General features: G+C 60.6%; 13 protein-coding genes. 10 read left to right on the top strand and 3 right to left on the bottom strand.

Features of this window, described 5'->3' with window-relative positions:
- Window positions 1-2784: methionine synthase (metH, locus tag V7080_RS12535; RefSeq protein ID WP_334188724.1), on the top strand; the 2784-nt coding region annotated here is incomplete at its 5' end.
- Between the two features lie 355 nt (window positions 2785-3139).
- Here metH and V7080_RS12530 read toward each other — a convergent pair.
- Both V7080_RS12530 and V7080_RS12525 read right to left on the bottom strand, forming a co-directional pair.
- Window positions 3140-3910 (bottom strand): class II glutamine amidotransferase, encoded by a 771-nt coding sequence (locus tag V7080_RS12530; RefSeq protein ID WP_334188723.1) that lies wholly within the window; start codon window positions 3908-3910, stop codon window positions 3140-3142.
- Window positions 3911-4021: 111 nt separating this feature from the next.
- Complete coding sequence (locus tag V7080_RS12525; protein WP_334188722.1) at window positions 4022-4957, bottom strand: LysR family transcriptional regulator; 936 nt, start codon at window positions 4955-4957, stop codon at window positions 4022-4024.
- Window positions 4958-5119: 162 nt separating this feature from the next.
- On the opposite strand from V7080_RS12525, the gene V7080_RS12520 reads away from it, so the two are divergent.
- Complete coding sequence (locus V7080_RS12520) at window positions 5120-5404, top strand: DUF4148 domain-containing protein (RefSeq protein ID WP_334188721.1); 285 nt, start codon at window positions 5120-5122, stop codon at window positions 5402-5404.
- 702 nt (window positions 5405-6106) lie between these two features.
- Window positions 6107-7135, top strand: coding sequence for a LysR family transcriptional regulator (locus V7080_RS12515; RefSeq protein ID WP_334188720.1), 1029 nt, complete (start codon window positions 6107-6109; stop codon window positions 7133-7135).
- Window positions 7136-7175: 40 nt separating this feature from the next.
- Here the strand turns inward: V7080_RS12515 and V7080_RS12510 are convergent, their stop codons facing one another.
- Complete coding sequence (locus V7080_RS12510) at window positions 7176-8588, bottom strand: choice-of-anchor Q domain-containing protein (protein ID WP_334188719.1); 1413 nt, start codon at window positions 8586-8588, stop codon at window positions 7176-7178.
- Window positions 8589-8894: 306 nt separating this feature from the next.
- On the opposite strand from V7080_RS12510, the gene V7080_RS12505 reads away from it, so the two are divergent.
- From V7080_RS12505 to V7080_RS12475, 7 genes are all read left to right on the top strand, one after another.
- On the top strand, window positions 8895-9809 hold the full coding sequence (locus V7080_RS12505; protein ID WP_334188718.1) for an aldo/keto reductase: 915 nt from the start codon (window positions 8895-8897) through the stop codon (window positions 9807-9809).
- 171 nt (window positions 9810-9980) lie between these two features.
- A complete protein-coding gene (locus V7080_RS12500; protein ID WP_334188717.1) occupies window positions 9981-11417 on the top strand; it encodes a tyrosinase family protein in 1437 nt (478 codons plus the stop codon).
- Window positions 11418-11573: 156 nt separating this feature from the next.
- Window positions 11574-11948 (top strand): hypothetical protein, encoded by a 375-nt coding sequence (locus V7080_RS12495; protein ID WP_334188716.1) that lies wholly within the window; start codon window positions 11574-11576, stop codon window positions 11946-11948.
- Window positions 11949-12209: 261 nt separating this feature from the next.
- Window positions 12210-14465 carry a polysaccharide biosynthesis tyrosine autokinase gene (locus V7080_RS12490; RefSeq protein WP_334188715.1) on the top strand — a complete coding sequence of 752 codons (2256 nt, stop codon included), beginning with the start codon at window positions 12210-12212 and terminating at the stop codon, window positions 14463-14465.
- Window positions 14466-14490: 25 nt separating this feature from the next.
- Window positions 14491-15954 (top strand): lipopolysaccharide biosynthesis protein, encoded by a 1464-nt coding sequence (locus V7080_RS12485; protein ID WP_334188714.1) that lies wholly within the window; start codon window positions 14491-14493, stop codon window positions 15952-15954.
- Entirely contained in the window at window positions 15951-16649 is a 699-nt protein-coding gene (locus V7080_RS12480) for a GNAT family N-acetyltransferase (protein ID WP_334188713.1), read from the top strand. Before V7080_RS12485 ends, V7080_RS12480 begins: the two co-directional genes overlap by 4 nt.
- Complete coding sequence (locus V7080_RS12475; protein ID WP_334188712.1) at window positions 16646-17632, top strand: GNAT family N-acetyltransferase; 987 nt, start codon at window positions 16646-16648, stop codon at window positions 17630-17632. The genes V7080_RS12480 and V7080_RS12475 overlap by 4 nt, the downstream gene beginning before the upstream one ends.
- Window positions 17633-17781: the final 149 nt, after the last annotated feature.

Raw genomic sequence — 17781 nt, 5'->3', positions numbered from 1 at the left:
GATCACATCAGGGCGATCGCCGACGTGGTGAAGACCATTGCGCCGCGCAAGGTCCCGGAAACCGGTCATGCGATGAAGCTGTCGGGACTGGAGCCGTTCGTCGTCGACGAGCAGTCGCTGTTCGTCAACGTCGGCGAGCGCACCAACGTCACCGGCTCGAAAGCCTTCGCTCGGATGATCCTGAACGAGCAGTACGACGAAGCGCTGTCGGTCGCCCGGCAGCAGGTCGAGAACGGCGCGCAGATCATCGACATCAACATGGATGAGGCGATGCTCGACTCGGTCGCCGCGATGACGCGCTTCCTGAACCTCATCGCTTCCGAGCCCGACATCGCGCGCGTGCCGATCATGATCGATTCGTCGAAGTGGTCGGTCATTGAAGCCGGACTGAAATGCGTGCAGGGCAAGGCGGTCGTCAATTCGATCTCGATGAAGGAAGGCGAAGAAGAATTCCTTCGGCAGGCGACACTGTGCCGCCGCTACGGTGCGGCCGTCATCGTAATGGCGTTCGATGAGAAAGGACAGGCCGACACTTTCGAACGCAAGATCGAAATCTGCGAGCGCGCCTACAAACTGCTCACGGAAAAGGTTGCCTTTCCACCCGAAGACATCATCTTCGATCCCAACATCTTCGCCATCGCGACCGGTATCGAGGAACACAACAATTACGCCGTCGATTTCATCAACGCGACACGCTGGATACGCGAAAACCTGCCGCACGCAAAGATCTCCGGCGGCGTGTCGAACGTCAGCTTCAGCTTCCGCGGCAACGATCCGGCGCGCGAAGCGATCCACACCGTATTCCTGTATCACGCAATCCAGGCCGGCATGACGATGGGCATCGTGAATGCCGGGATGGTCGGCGTGTACGACGATCTCGATCCGGAACTGCGCGAGCGGGTGGAGGATGTGGTGCTGAACCGACGTGAGGATGCAACCGAGCGCATGATCGAATTCGCCGGCACGCTGAAGGCCGGCGGCAAGAAGGAAGAGCAAAACCTCGAGTGGCGCAATGCCCCGGTGGAGAAGCGCCTCGCGCATGCGCTGGTACACGGCATCACGCAGTGGATCGTCGAAGATACCGAGGAGGCGCGGATGCAGTTCCTCAACAGCGGCGGCCGTCCGATCAATGTGATCGAAGGCCCGCTGATGGATGGCATGAATATCGTCGGCGACCTGTTCGGCCAGGGCAAGATGTTCTTGCCGCAGGTGGTGAAGTCGGCGCGCGTGATGAAGCAGGCGGTGGCCCACCTGATTCCCTATATCGAGGAAGAGAAGCGCAAGGAAGAGCAGCGCACCGGCGTCGCCAGCAAACCAAAGGGAAAGATCGTCATCGCCACCGTCAAGGGTGATGTACATGACATCGGCAAGAACATCGTGTCGGTGGTCCTGCAGTGCAACAACTTCGAAGTGGTGAACATGGGCGTGATGGTGCCGTGTTCCGAAATCCTTGCGAAGGCGAAGGCGGAAAATGCCGACATCATCGGCCTGTCGGGATTGATTACGCCGTCGCTGGAGGAAATGGCCTACGTGGCGAAGGAAATGCAGCGCGATCCGCATTTCCGCATGCTGAAGATTCCTTTGCTCATCGGCGGCGCGACCACCAGCCGCGCCCATACGGCGGTGAAGATTGCGCCCAACTATGAAGGCCCGGTGGTGTATGTGCCGGATGCGTCGCGCTCGGTATCGGTTGCGCAGTCACTGCTGACGGAAGAGCAGCGCGCGAAGTACATCGAGGACATTGCGGTGGATTACGAGCGCATCCGCGACCAGCATGCAAACCGCAAGGCGACGCCGCTGTTGTCGTTGAAGCAAGCGCGGGAAAACAGGGCGCGCCTGGCGTTCAGCGGCAACGCCGCGCCGGTCAAGCCGAAGTTCATCGGACGGCGTGAATTCAGAAACGTCGACCTGGCCACCATCGCGCAGTACATCGACTGGGGCCCGTTCTTCCAGACTTGGGATCTCGCCGGACCTTATCCCGCGATCCTGCAGGACGAGGTGGTCGGCGACGCCGCGCGCAAGGTGCATGAGGAAGGCCAGGCGATGCTGAAGAAGCTGATCGATGGCCGCTGGCTGACTGCCAACGGCGTCATCGCATTGATGCCGGCCAACAGCGTCAATGACGACGACATCGAGGTGTACACCGACGACACGCGTAGCGAAGTCGCTTTCACCTATTACGGATTGCGCCAGCAAGGGGTCAAGCCGGTGATCGACGGTGTCGCACGTCCCAACCAGTGCCTGGCCGATTTCATCGCACCGAAATCGTCCGGCATCGCCGACTACATCGGCATGTTCGCAGTGACCGCGGGACTGGGCATCGAAAAGCATGAGAAGCGTTTTGAGGATGCGCATGACGATTACAGCAGCATCATGCTGAAGTCGCTGGCCGACCGCCTTGCCGAAGCGTTTGCCGAATACCTGCATGAACGGGTGCGCAAGGACCTGTGGGGCTATGCATCGGACGAAGCCTTGTCGCACGAACAGCTCATCAAGGAAGCCTATCGCGGCATCCGGCCGGCACCGGGTTATCCGGCATGTCCGGAACATACCGTGAAGGCGGACCTGTTCCGCCTGATGCAGTGCGAGGAAATCGGCATGCGGCTCACAGAGTCGTTCGCGATGTTCCCCGGTGCGGCCGTATCCGGCTTTTACTTCGCGCACCCGGAATCGAAATACTTCGTCGTCGGCAAGATCGGCGAGGACCAGTTGAACGACATGGCGGCGCGGCGCAGGGTGGCCAAGGAGGAGCTGGAGCGCTGGCTGGCGCCGAATCTTTCGTGAAACCGGAAGAAGGCAGACAGTCGCTGCAATAAAAAATGCCACCCATGCGGTGGCATTTTTGTCGGTTATGCAAGATCGGTCACTTGTCTGGCTGCCGTAGCAACACACGGCGGGGGCGAAAAATGCGAACAGGTCGTATGGGTCGCAGTCTCGACATAACGTGCCAGTAGGGCGGATAACCCTGCGGCGCTGTCATATCTTGAACCGCAACGCATACGGCCTGTTGGCACTTTCTGCCAGACCGTAGCGTCGTTCGCGACCGACGACTGCACTTTAAATTATTTCTCGCCGGCATGCTCAACTTTCGATGTTGCAGTGCAGCCGAACCGGTCGCATTTTCCGGCATACCTTGAGGTCAGAGTTCCGTCGGTGCGCCGTCGATGAACACTTTCAATTCGCCGCTGGCGAATTGTGTCCAGGTTTCGTTGGTGGTCAGCGGCTGGGTGACGATGATGGCCACCCTGTCGTCGGGCGTCGTGACTTCTGAAAAGTCGACCAGCATGTCCTCGTCGGACAGCTTGGCAGTCGTAAACGGATACTGCCGCACGATGTAGTACAGATTGGTCGAGCAATGCGTGAACAACGCGCGGCCATCGGACAGCATCATGTTGAACGGGCCGTGCTGCGCGATCTCGCTGGTCAACTCGCGCAAGGCACCGGCGATGACATCGATCTCGGGTGGCGTGTCGCCGAAGCGGCGGCGCAGCTCCTGCAGCAGGTAGCAGAACGCCAGTTCGCTGTCGGTCCCGCCGACCTGCCGGAATGCGCCGTTCAGGGTCGGTGCGAACTCCTTGAGGTCGCCGTTATGCGCGAATACCCAATAGCGTCCCCACAGTTCGCGCACGAAAGGATGGCAGTTCTCCAGTGCGATCCGGCCCTGGGTTGCCTTGCGGATGTGGGCAATGACGTTTTTCGACTTGATCGGACAGCGCTTGATCAGGTCGGCGATCGGCGATTCGACGGCGGACTGGTAGTCGACGAAGTGGCGCACGCCGTTCCCCTCGAAGAAGGCGATGCCCCAGCCGTCGTTATGCGTGTCGGTGCGGCCGCCGCGGGTGGCGAAGCCGGTGAAACTGAAAACAATGTCTGTCGGGACATTGCAATTCATCCCTAGTAACTGGCACATGGTGTCAAGGCAGGTTGGAGTCGATCAACATTAACACGTTCGCCGCATTGCCTGCGCGGCCCTTATATCCAATTGCACGGCGCAAAATATGATGCGCAAACAACCTGCGAATCAGAGGTGCCTGCCGTCCTTGCATGCCAGCCACGGATCGCTATCCGGTTCCGGGAAGCGCTCGGTCATGAAATCGACGAAGCTGCGCACCTTGGCAGACAGCAGGCGGCGGCTGGGGTAGACCATCACGACGGACAATTTTCCAAGATGGTGATCGGGAAGCAGGCGCACCATGCGGCCGGTGGCAAGATCGTCGCCAAGCGCGAACGACGGGCGGATCATGATGCCCATGCCGGCCAGCGTGCTGTGGCGCAGAACATCGCCGCTGTTGGAAAACATCCTGCTGCGCACCGGGATGTTCGTCACGCCGTCACCCTTCGAGGCGATCGGCCAGTAATGGCGCAACTGATCGTAGGAAAAATTCAGGCAGACATGGTTGGAGACGTCCTCGGGGACGGACGGTTCGCCATGCCTTTTCACATACTCCGGCGATGCGCACAGCAGCACTTCGCAGACGGCGATCTGGCGCGCGATCATGCTCGCATCGAACTTCTGGAAATCGATGAAGATGCCGATGTCCAGACCGCTCTCCACGAGGTCGACCGAATGATCGCCGAGGGTGACATCCAGTATGACGTCGGGATAGGCCCCGGCATACTGCGGCAGCAATTGCGCAAGCTGAAGCTGGCCGAAACCGACGTGCGAATAAATGCGGAGCGTACCGGCCGGCTTTTTCGCCTGAGCTGAAGCGATCGCTTCCGCATCTTCCACTTCCTGCAGGATCTGCACAACGCGCTCGAGATAGGCATGGCCGGTTTCGGTCAGCGACAGGCGCCGGGTTGTGCGGTTCAGCAATCGTGTGCCGAGATGGTTTTCCAGATCGGCCACATGACGCGTGACGACTGCATTCGACATGTCGAGCAACTGGCCGGCGCGCACAAAACTTCCCTGTTCGACGACCTTCGCAAATACCCGCATCGATTGAAGTCTGTCCATGAATGGGATTCGATTGTTTAAAAAAATGGAATAGTGTTTTCCGATTATTGGTCTTTTTTGCAGGGCCGGCAATAGCTACACTGCGCTTCATCGATGAGCACACCATGCTTACCGAAGAGCCGCTACCGCGGTTCCACATCCGTCATCTTTCAAGGAAAAATAATGAACGCGAAAACATTGATTACCGCCGTCGCATTGACCGCCGCATTTGGATTTACCGGTTCCGCATTTGCAATCGGAAGCGATGATGCGATCCATTACCAGAACGTGCAGTCGACCAAGAGCCGCGCTGAAGTGCAGGCGGAACTCGCCCAAGCGTATCGAAACGGCGAACTGCGCAAGAACGAGTACATCAACAATGCACAGCAGGAAACTGTGAGCACCGGCAACGACACGGTTCGTGCAGCGAATACTCCCCGTATCGAAAACCTCTACATAGGTGGTTGATCGCCTTGCATGCCGGTACAGCGCCACGCGTCCTCTGCACGTGGCGCTTCCTCCTCGCGCGAGGGGCCGACAAATCGTGACGATTTGGGTCGCCATTGCAGCACTTTACACTTTCAGACAGCGCACTGCCTGTCGTAGGCAATTGGTGCCTTCATAGAACACCATTCGATGTATCCGGTGCCTGAGTACACATACCGATTCAAGCCTTCCATCTTCCGGAGACCGGGCGTTGTCCTGTTCCGTGACAGTTTTTTGTGCCTCGTGACATTGTTCTTCTGAAAAATTGGTTTTTTCGGGAACTCGCGTGATTCTTTTTCATTACGCGTCATGACCACAGCATTCGAATTCAGTATTCCGCGACTCACAGCATACGAGTCAATCCAAGCGTGCCTGCTCCATCATCCTTTGCGGTGAACGATCGTGTGCCTGCCCTGATACACGCTCCGACCGATGCGCCGTGCATTCTTCACAAACTCGTTGTTTATCAAGGTCTTACCATTCGGGCTTAGGTTTTGCATTAAGTCTCGCCTGCCCGAGGATTCGAGGTGGTTGCGGCCATCGAGCATTCTTAGGTGAAACCAATGTGAAGGAGGATGAATGGCAGGACGTCGAACGGTTTTTCTCCGCACCAACATGAATTGAATAATTGCATGCCGTGCGTTGCCGGCTGCAACCGGAAAGCGATTTTCAAAGGGCATTGAAATGACGCAGGCACAAAATCCTTTCGAAGGCCAAAGACCGCATTCAGCTGTGACGACGGCCCGCAGCAAATTCAAATCCAGACCACACGATGTCCGCAATCTGTACGTCAGCCTGAAACAATGGCGCATCCTGCACGCAGTCATTGATTGTGGCGGATTCGCCGAAGCAGCCGACTATCTCCACCTCAGCCAGTCCGCCGTCAGTTACACCATTGCCAAGCTGCAGGAAAATCTCGGCATCCAGCTGTTGAAGATCGAAGGAAGGAAAGCCCACCTCACGAAGGCGGGCCGGGCATTGCTCGACCGGTCGCGGCATGTGCTGAAGGAGGCGATCGAACTTGAACTGTTCGCCAAGCATCTAGGAGCGGGAGGCGGCGCGGAAATACGGCTGGCCGTGGACCAGAATTTTCCGGCGCAGGTGCTGATGCAGGCACTTAAAATGTTTTCCGCCATCGCCGACGGAGCGTCGATACGGCTTGCCGAGACGGCGATGCCGCGCGCGGAGGAGGCATTGCGCAATATGTCGGTGGACCTTGCCATCGCGACCCGGGTGCCGCTCGGTTTCCTGGGCGAGCCGCTGGTGGAGGTGGAATACATCGCGGTAGCCCATCCCGATCATGCGCTGCTGAAGCTGGGGCGAGACGTGGCGGCGGCCGACCTAGAACGCCACATACGGGTCGGCGCTGGTTATTCAAGCGAAATGGAAAGCGGTTCCGCAAACGAATCCGGGCTGGGGAAGCGCTGGGACCTGAGCAGTTTCGATACGGTGGTGGAGGCGGTGACGGGCTGTCTCGGCTATGCATGGCTGCCGAAGCACCGCATACGGCACTGGCTGGAATGCGGCGCTCTCGTGCCTCTGCCGCTGCGCGACAAGTGCGTGCATAAGGCGACGCTGTTCCTTATTCACGGCCATCCGTCATCCGCAACACCTGCCGCCAGTTGCCTGGCGGAGGTGTTGCGAAATCTTTCGGCGCCAAATGCAATGGCGTCGCGGAGTAATGAATCATGGCAGCAGGGCGACCACGCATGACCGTATTCCGGTCATGCCGGTACCCTGCGCGACATTGGGATTACCTGTGCTCGTAAGCGCCGATGTCGAACGCGCCGAACTGCGGACGCGCCGTGCCGATGATGTCGTTGGGTGGTGCATAGGTCGAACGGCCCTTGTTTACCGCCGGCGATGTGCTCCTTGGACGATAGTCGCCGCCGCCCGTAGGTTGGTAGTTGACCAGTTGCGGATCAGCCACGATGGTACCGGTGTGGGTCTTGCCGCCCTTGAGGCCGATGTTGCGGTAGCTGTTGCGGAACAACAGGTTGTTGGTATAGGTGTTCTTGTTGCCCACCGTGCCGACTTCCTCGATACCGCGCACATTGTCGAAGACGATGTTGTTGGAGACGTGGGTATTGTCGTGGATGGTGTTGTGATAAAAATCGCCGCCGCCGACGACGATGCCGTAGTCGGATTTAAAGATGGTGTTGTTGGCGATGATGATGTTGGTCGCATCGTGCCAGGACTGGATCGCGTTCTTGCCGATCTGGTAGACCAGGTTGTTCTTCACGCTGCCCGAGGTGCCGATGTAGATGCCCTGGATGAATTTGCAGCCGGTGTAACCGATGTGATGCACCACGTTACCGATCACGTCATCCTTCACGCCATAGTTGTAATGGGTGGTGTTGATGGCGGAACCGCCCATGTTGTCGCACGGAACCTTGTCGGCGATGTGATGCACATGGTTGTTCTTGATGACGTTGTAGGAACCGAAGGTGACCAGACCATTGCGCCATACCTGACCGCTGCGGCCGTCGACGTCGAAACCGTCGATATCGACATAGCTGCCGCGCTCGGACCACGCCACGCGCGCGGTGGTGCCGGCGGCGGGAACGATCTTCGCGCCCCATTTCACATCGGACACATAGCGAATGCGGCCGGAAGCGCTGCCTTTGGAGGTGGTGGTGAATCCACCCGCATAGGTGCCGGGCGCGACGTGGACAGTCGTGTTCGCCGTGGCGACCTTGGATGCGCGGAGAATGGTTTTGAAAGGTGCCGCCTGTGTTCCGGGATTGCTGTCATTACCGGTGGTGGCGACATACAGATGCTTCAAGGGGGTGATGGCGGTCGTTGTCGCCAGCATGCGCGTGGGTTCCGCAGGCGCATCGGCAGATGCCGGGTCGGTCGCGGGCACTGCGGCGTCCGTCTCCACAGTCGTTCCATTGTCTGCTGCGGCGATCATGGAATCCGGCGCAGGCGCATCGGCTGCAGCCGACTCGGGCGCGGCTTCGGGTTCTGCTTCAAAGCCGGCTTCCGACGTGGACTCGGCGGCAAGATCAAGCGTCACTGCCGGCGCGGTATCGGAATTGTCAGCAACCGATGTGGTTGCCTGCATGGTTTCGGTGCCGAGGGTTGCGTCGTCGCCGGACCCGCCGCCGCAGGCAGCGAGTGTGAGTGTCAGCAAAAGTAGGGAAGGGTAAGCGGTACGTTTCAAAACAGATACTCCTGGAACGGTGAAGGAAAAATCAACACTGAAAACATCCGGTGAAGACAATGCGGGAAATGCGCCGGAAAACCATCAGGAGCAGTGGGCGTTGCCAGACCTGCACCAGTTCGTCGACCGGATTCGTTCATTGCGGATATGAACGTACGGAAACAGACCTTTTTCCCGTAGTGAAAGTTCCTAGGGGAATAAAAGTATCCACATTTTTTCATTTGGTTACGTATTGCACGTTTTTTATGTCATGACGGAGCGACAACTTGCATCCATGGCAAGCGCTCCGGACAGGAAGGAGATGCAATGAATCCGATCGCCATAGGAAGACGGCAGCTAGGCAGTCGCAACATCCGGATATCGGAACTCGGATTCGGGGCAGGCGGCTTCTGGGGAATGGATCTGTTCAGCGAAAAGCTTGCGCGTGATCTTGTCGATATCGCCATTGACAGCGGCGTCAATTTTTTCGATACCGGTCCGAATTACAGCGGCGGCAACGCTGAAGGCAGGCTCGGAAAAATTCTCGCAGCACGCCGCCCGAACGTTTTTGTCGGCACCAAATGCGGCACCCATCTCATCGGCGGGCGGCACGTCAAGGACTACAGCTATCCGGCGCTGCGCAGAAGCCTGGAGGAAAGTTTGCGCAGGTTGCATACCACCCATGTGGACCTGCTGCAGCTGCACGGCATGCCGAAGCGGCTCGACGATGAAACGGTGCAATTCCTCTGCGACGCCAAGCGGCGCGGCGATGTCGGTTTGCTCGGCGTGTCGACCGACATCGCCGGCGCCGAAAAAGCGCTGGCAGCGGAGATCTTCGATTGCGTCATGATCGAGTACAACGTCATCCGCCGCCATGCACAGCAGGAACTGATCGAACGCTGCGCGCGCGCCGGCCTGGGCGTCATGGTGAAATCGCCGCTGGCGCAAACCCTGTACTCCGATGACATCTTCAAGGTGAGCAAGGTGTCCGACGTCTGGTATCTGCTGCGCGCGATCAAGAACCACCGCGGCAAATTTTTTGAAGGGCGCAAGTACCGGTTCCTGTCACGCTTCGACGGCATGAATTGCCACGACCTCGCGCTGCAGTTCGTGCTCGGCAACCATCATGTCAGTTGCGCCATCATCGGCACGACCAGCCAGGGCCACCTGATCAACAATCTCAAGGCTTCGATGCGCCGGCTGCCGGAATGCGTCAGGCAACGAATCGAGCAAGTGTCCTGAGGCCGGTAAGCCAATCCATCGAAAAACTCGATACCTTCCGGCCAGCCATCGAAATTCAATACTTTTTCCTCGTGCACCGAATCTCTACAGTAATTGGTAGATGGTCAGCGGAAGCCGGCACGGCTCTTTCGGCTAACCGGAGACAACGCACCAGAACCGAGGAGATACGTCATGGAGTTCGGCAACATCAGCAGGAGAAAATTTGTCGCAGGTTCACTGTCCACGCTGGCGGCGGCATCGGTACCCGGCCGCGCCGCCTTCGGGCAGGCGACAATACACACGCGCCTGGAATGGAACGATTTCAAGCTCACGCCCGGCTACGCATCCTTCATCAATGCCATCGGAGCGATGCGGGCCAATACCAACAGCGCCGACCGCAATAGCTGGAACTACTGGGTGAACATTCACGTGCGCAACTGCCCGCACGGGATAGCGTATTTCCTCGCATGGCATCGCGGCTACCTGCACTACTTCCAGGAGACGTTGCGCACCATTTCCGGCGACAGCACCCTGACGGTGCCGTACTGGGACTATTACCTCAATCCGAACATGCCGGCCGAATTCACCGATCCGTCGAGCGGCAACCCGCTGTATGTTGCGGACCGGGTCAATACGAATGTCTATTCCGCGCTGTCGATGATCCCGTTCAACCGGCGCTACCGCTTCTTCCAGCGCGGTCTGACCGATGCATTCGAGACGCAGGTGGAGCCCCGCCCGCACGGCCTGTTTCATAACATCATCGGCGGTGCGCTGGCGACGAAGTCCTCGCCGCTCGACCCGATCTTCTGGTTGCACCACAGCCAGATCGACCGGTTCTGGGTCGCATGGGTGGCTGCGGGCGAAGGCAGGACGATGCCGCTCTCAAGCGACCCCTACTGGAGCGGCAGCTTCACCTATGGCCCGCTGACAATGCCGCGCAACCGCGTCTACGACACGACGACCCATCTGCATTACCGCTACCAGAACGAACGCTTCCCCACCGCGCTGCCGCCGCAATCCAATGCGGGAGGCCTGAAGCGCGTGCAGTTGCAGAATCCCTTCGGACGCGGCGCGCCACGGCGCCCGGCTGTCGGCCGGTTTGCCGAATCGGCGCCGCGCGGCATCGGCGGAAACAGGCGCTCGATCGGCGGCCTGCGGGACATTGCACTCGACGAAACATCGATCAGCGCGCAGGTCGAGGTCAGGCAGGCTGAAGCCAGTGCCCTTGAAGCGGTACTCGGGCGTTCGCTGGCGCCGGGACGGAATCGTCCGGCGCCGGTGCCCTACAACTCGGTGAAGATCGTGCTGGAGGATGTGCGCCTGACCGGTGTCGGCGCGCGAGGCGGCTTCTACTACGATGTCTACCTCAACCTTCCTGTGGACAGCGAGGGCGAGCAGGAACGGCATCTGATCGGCAGCTTCGGGCCGTTCGAAATCGTCGCCCATGAACATCATCCCGGTTCAGGACACCTGGAGTTTTCGGCGACGCAGGCTTTGCAGAATGTGGCGGGCGGAGATATGCGGGGAATTACGGTGTCGTTCGTTCGTGTCAGCGGGCCGAATTTCCCGAGGGGGAGGGCGGTGCAGGTTGGTGAGATGCGGGTTGAGCTGGCGCCGGAAAGCAATTGACCGGAGGCGGTGAACGGGGCGGAACGGTGCCCCTCCTCTGTCGGGAGGAGGGGTTGCCAAAAATATGGACAGCAAGTCGTCCGGCTGCGAAACGGTCCCGGCTTGCAAGCCAGGACGCGCCCTGCAAGCGTGAATACGGATCGGCGGCGTGTCTCCATGTCTGTCATTCCCGCGAAGGCGGAAATCCAGAGCGACGGAGTGCCCCCGGAAATTCAACACCTATTTCTCTTCGAAGAGACTAGCCGGGACTGGCCCCGGCGGGCCACCTTCTTTTTTGCTTCGCCAAAAAAGAAGGCAAAAAAGACGATCGCAAAGTCGCTGCCCCTTCGGGGTTCCCGAGAAAGTGACGCATTGAGCGGGAAGAGAAATAAATGCGCCTCCGGCTCAGACAAATTTCGCTTCTTTATCCGCTCGGCACGCCACTTTCTCGGCAGCGCCAAAGCGGGCCTCAATAGCCACAGCCTCTTTGCGTTCACTTGGTCGGAATTGACAGGTGGTCGAAGAATCTCATCATTGATAGCTGCTGCTTAATTTTCAAGCTTGAAAATTAAGCATTTCAAAAGCGGAAATCGCTTGCCATCCGACGCATCGAAAAACCCAATCCAACCAACGACGCGCCAAGCATATTCATCGAATTTTGATACTTATCGTTTGATGTGCTTCTCGATACAGTAGTACGAACCCCTGGCCGGCATGACTGCTTGATCAAGGGCCCAAGGCATCGCCGTGCAAGATCGCTCGATCGATTGCGCACATCGCATTCCGTTCGTTTCCTGCTTACCCGGACATCCAATGAATTATCCGATCCAGCCTTTCCATTCCCTGCCCATTCCGATTCAGGAGCCGATTGTCCGGCATCACTCCGACCAGAGCGATGCGCTGAACGTCCGTCAGCTTCCGGCATTTCTGCTGGCGCATGGGTGGCTGATCCTGGGCGTCGCGCTGCTGGTGGCGATGATCGGAACCGCGTATGCCTTCATTACGGCACCGGTGTACCGTTCGAACCTCCTGATTCACGTGGAGGACAGCGCGGGCACGTCGAAGAACATCCTCGGCGACCTGGCGGCGGCCTTCAATCTGAAGACGGACACGGCGGCCGAGATGGAGATCCTGCGGTCACGTCGCGTCGTGGCGGGCGCGGTCGACAAGTACGATCTGCAGACCGACATGGTGCCGCGGCAGTTTCCGCTCCTGGGCGGTGTCGTCGCGCGATACAACAAGCAGCTTTCGGAGCCGGGACTGTTCGGGTCGGGTGGCTATGCCTGGGGCAACGAAAGGGCGGAGGTAAAAACATTCAACGTGCCGCCATCGCTGGAAGGCACGGAATTTCTCGTGACGACTGGTGATGACGGCCAGTTCCGCCTGCAGCAGGTGGACGAGGGTATCGATGCCTACGGCAAGGTCGGCGAAACACTGGTCGTCCCGGCGCGCGGCGGTGAGGTCACGCTGTTGCTGGAGAGCTTGCATGCAAAGCGGGGCGTCGAGTTCCTGCTCAGCCGCGCCAACCGTGCGGAGACGATTGCGGGCCTGCAGGAAGCGCTGAAGATCCTCGAGCGGGGCAAGCAATCCGGCGTCATCGGCGTGACGCTCGAAGGGACGGACCCCAAACTGACGCAGGCCGTATTGCAGGAGGTCGGCGACCAGTACATCCGCCAGAACGAGGACCGCAAGGCGGAGGAGGCAGAGAAATCGCTGGTCTTCCTGAACAAGCAGCTGCCCGAGCTGAAACGCGAGCTGGAACAGTCGGAAGCCTTGTATAACGAAGCCCGCAACCGCTACGGCACGGTCGATCTTGGCGAGGAAGCCAGGGTGCTGCTGCAGCAATCGTCGCTCGCGCAGACGCGGGCGCTCGAGCTGCGGCAGAAGAGGTCGGAACTGCTGGGGCGCTTTACCGCCGACCATCCGACCGTCGAGGCGGTCGACCAGCAACTGCGTCAGCTCGGCCGCGACATGTCCGCCATCGACGCGAAAATCCGCCGCCTGCCCGTGGTTGAGCAGGAGGTCGTGCGGCTGGCACGCGATGTCAAGGTCAACACCGAGGTCTATACCGCGCTGCTGAGTTCCTCCCAGCAACTGCGTCTCGTCACCGAGAGCAAGGTGGCCAACGTGCGGCTGCTCGATTCGCCGGTCACGCCGGTGCGGCCGGTGAAACCGCGGCGCATGCTGCTGATCCTGCTTTCCGGCCTGATCGGCCTGGCGCTGGGCGTCGCGGCGGCGGCAGTGAAGAAGGCGTACTACCGCAAGGTGAGCGAACCGGAGGAGATCGAAAAGAAACTGGGTCTGACCGTCAGCGCGGCCATTCCGCACAGCACGAGCCAGAAGCGGCTGTTCTCCCGCATGCGCCACAACAAGAGCGCCACGATGATCCTGCCACAGGATGCGCCGTTCGACATCACTATCGAAAGCCTGCGCAGTTTCCGCAGCCTGCTGCAGTACATCATGCCGGCGTCGCGCAACAACATCATCATGCTCACCGGGCCCACGCCGGGTGTAGGCAAATCCTTCGTCTCCGCCAATCTTGCGGTGGTGCTGGCATCGATCGGCAAGCGGGTGCTGCTGGTGGATGCCGACATGCGCACCGGCTACCTGCACCGCTACTTTGGCCTGCAGCGCACGAACGGGCTGGCGGAAGTCATCGCAGGCGTGTTGCCGCCGGGCGATGCCATCAACCGGGAAGTGACGGAAAACCTCGACTTCATCGCCACCGGCCGCCTGCCGTCCAAGCCGGCCGACCTGCTGGAGCATCCGCGCTTCGGCAACCTGCTGCAGCACCTGTCGGCGCATTACGATTTCGTGCTGATCGATACGCCGCCGGTGCTCGGCTATTCGGATGCATTGAATGTCGGCCGCCACGCCGGGGCGATTTTCAACATCGTGCGCAGCGACGTCAGCACCGTCGAGGAGATCGAGGATGCGGTGAAGTGCCTGAACCAGGCGGGCCGCACCGTGACCGGTACGGTATTCAACGACGTCAAGTCGAGGTCGGCGCGATACCGGTACGCCTATGGTTACGGCTTGCGGCAGAGCCGGCACCGCTATGCGGCATGAGCGTCGGCTCGGCGGAGCGTCGTTCATGAACCGCATTGTGGCCGCGGTCCGGCGGGTTCTGCCCGCGAACCGGTTTGCCCGTAGCGTTTCGGTGCTGGCCGGCGGTGCCATCGGCGGCCAGCTCATCATGGTGGCCGCGGCGCCCTTCCTGACACGGCTGTACGACCCGCGCGACATCGGCATGCTGGCGGTATTCGTGGCGCTGCTGTCACTGACCTCGGTCGTGGCCTGCCTGCGGTACGAAGTCCTGATCCCGATTCCCGAGGGCGACCGCGAAGCCGCCGCGCTGACGGTACTGAGCCTGATCACGCTGCTTGTGTTCGTGGCGATCGGAGCCGTGCCGGTGTTGCTGTACCGCGAGCAGATCGCCCATCTCATGAATATGCCGGCGCTGGCCGGCTACCTGTACTTGGTGCCGGTGGGTGCGTTCTTCGCCGGTGCGTACAGCATTCTGAATTTCTGGGCGGTACGCGCCCAGGCATTCACGCCGCTGGCGCGCACCAGGGTGAGCCAGTCGATGCTCATGGCTGCGATCCAGCTCGGCGGCGCGCCGCTGGGGCCGGTGGCGCTCCTGGTCGGACAGGTGGCCGGTCATGTGGCCGGCACCTTTTCGCTCGGGATGCGCATGCTGCGCGCGCAGTCCGCGCTGCTGCGCGCGGTCCGTCCGGCCGACATCGCCGCCGTGGCCCGCAAGTACAAGAAGTCGCCGCTGGTCTCCACCTGGAGCGCGCTGTTCAACACCGCCGGCGCGCACCTGCCGCCGATGCTCTTCGCCGCCCTGTTCAATCCCGCCGTCGCGGGCATGCTGGCGCTGGCAAACCGGGTGCTGGCGCTGCCGCTGCAGGTGCTCGGCAAAGCCACCGCCAGCGTGTTCTTCGCCGGCGCTGCCCATGCGCACCGCGAAGGCGCGCTGCGGGAACTGGTGGCCGCCGTGCATGGCCGCCTGGCGCATATCGGCATGCCGCCGACATTGATGCTGGTCGTCGCCGGCCCGCACATCTTCAGCGGCGTGTTCGGCGCGGAATGGCGGCAGGCCGGCGCTTTCGCGCAATGGCTCGCGCCATGGCTCTACCTGGTGCTGGTCACCTCGCCCTTATCGGCACTGTTCGAGGTGCTGGACCGGCAGGTGGCCGGCATGGTCTACCAAGGGGCCGCGCTGGCGATACGGGTGGCGTCGATCTATGCCGGCGCATGGATCGGCGACGCCGCTGTTGCCGTTGCGCTGTTCGCACTGGGCAATATTCTTTGCTCGCTGGCCAACCTGGCATGGATCATCCGCGCCTCGGGCAACGGATGGCACGCCATCTGGCGGCCGACCGCCAGTGCTCTGGCGTGGGCGCTGCTGCTTGTTTCACCGTTGATCCTGACGGCGGCGTGGGACAGCGGCGGCATGGATACACCGGGCCGCATGCTGTGGGTGGCCGCCCTGACAACCGCATCGCTGCTGATCGCGGTGCGCTACCGCTACCTTCTGAAGGAGGCTGAATGATGGGACGTACCACCAGACAGGCAACGCATCATCGCGAGCATGGCGGATTTGCGCTGGTTCCCGGCCAACGCGGCGGGCGGCTGGAACAGTATCTTGCGCGGTTCGCCTCGCTGTCCGCATTTGTGCTGCGAAATCTATGGTGCGGCAGGCGGATCCGGCCGTTTCCGACATTTCTGTATGGCGGCGCCAGGGTCGGGCCGCTCTCCCGCGACGACATCCGGCACGTGGAAAGGCTGTATGCGTCGCTCAACGGCGGCAGTCCGCTTGACCTGAGAAAGAAGGCGGCGCTGTGGCTGCACGCCCCGCGACTGGGAATCGGCGTCCGTGACGCGGCAACCGGCGAACTGACCGGCATGTCGCTGTATTACTTCAATGCCCGCGACCGCAAAGAAGGGACGGTGCATGAAGGCTATATCGGGCTGCACGCATCGCTGCGCGGCGCCGGTCTCGGCACCGTCGTCCGCCGCCATGCGTTGCGCCAGTTCGCATTCGCCGGCCTGCGCGGCGTGTCGTCCCGCATCAGCCTCGCCAATACGGCATCGCTGAACGGCAACCTGAAACTGGGATTCGTGCCGGTCGAGACCTATTTCGATTCATCGATGGGGGAGCAGCGGCATTACCTGGTGTGCGACCTGCAGCCCTACCGTCCCTATCGGCTCTGCGCCGGCGATGAACAGGAAAGAATGAAGTCATGAGACGCAAAGAGTCCTACCGGATGTTTTCCCGCAGCGAACCGACGCTGCCGATCTTCTCGCGCGACTGGTGGCTGGATGCAACCGCCGGGCCGGATGGCTGGGATGTCGCGCTGGTGGTGAAAGCCGGGCAGGTCATGGCGGCCATGCCTTACGTGCTGATGAGGCGCTACGGACTGCGGTTGCTGGGTCAGCCGCCGCTGACCCAGAAGCTGGGCCCCTGGTTCGCCACTGTCAACGGCAAGCAGCCGACGCGCCTGGCGCAGGAAAAGGACTGGATGCAGGAGCTGATCGACCAGCTTCCGTCCTTTGATCACTTCAACCAGAACTGGCATTACGGCCGCACCAACTGGCTGCCGTTTTCCTGGAACGGCTTCCAGCAGACCACCCGATATACCTATGTGCTCGACAAGCTGGGCGACAAGGACAAGCTATGGGCGGGATTCGACAACAGCACGCGGGCCGAGTGCAAGAAGGCGACCCAGCGCTTCGGCCTGCAGGTGCGCGACGACCTGCCGCTCGATGACTTTCTGGCGCTGAACCGGATGACCTTCATGAGGCAGAACATGGCGGTGCCGTATTCCGACGACTATGTGCGCAGGCTGGATGCCGCCTGCGCCGAGCGCGGCTGCCGCAAGTTCTTCATCGCCGTCGATGCCGAAGGCAGGCACCACGCCGGCAACTATATCGTCTGGGATGAAAACAGCGCATACGGCCTGATGGCGGGTGCCGATCCGGGATTGCGCAACAGCGGCGCGGCGTCATTGTGCATGTGGGAAGTGATCAGGCATGCCGCCGGGGTGACGCAGCGGTTCGATTTCGCCGGTTCGATGATGGAGCCGGTGGAGCGCTTCCTGCGCGGTTTCGGCGCGACGCAGGTGCCGTACTTCAATCTCAGCAAGACACCGTCGCGCCTCCTGCGGCTGCGACGCGGGGTACTGTCCGTCGCCAGCCGTCTCGACGGACGAAGCATGGCCAGCCCGTAGCCGGCCCGGCACAACAGCAAGCAGGCATGTCATCAAGACGAACTTCAAAGGTATAGCGCATGATTTCGAAACAGCTCTATCGCGAATTCTCCGCCAGCGAACCGACGCTGCCGATCTTCTCGCGCGACTGGTGGCTGGATGCAACCGCC

Source organism: Noviherbaspirillum sp. (assembly GCF_036846085.1).
GTDB lineage: Bacteria > Pseudomonadota > Gammaproteobacteria > Burkholderiales > Burkholderiaceae_D > Noviherbaspirillum.
Note: the sequence above shows the minus strand (reverse complement) of the source record. Positions and strands in the feature narration are given on the sequence as shown.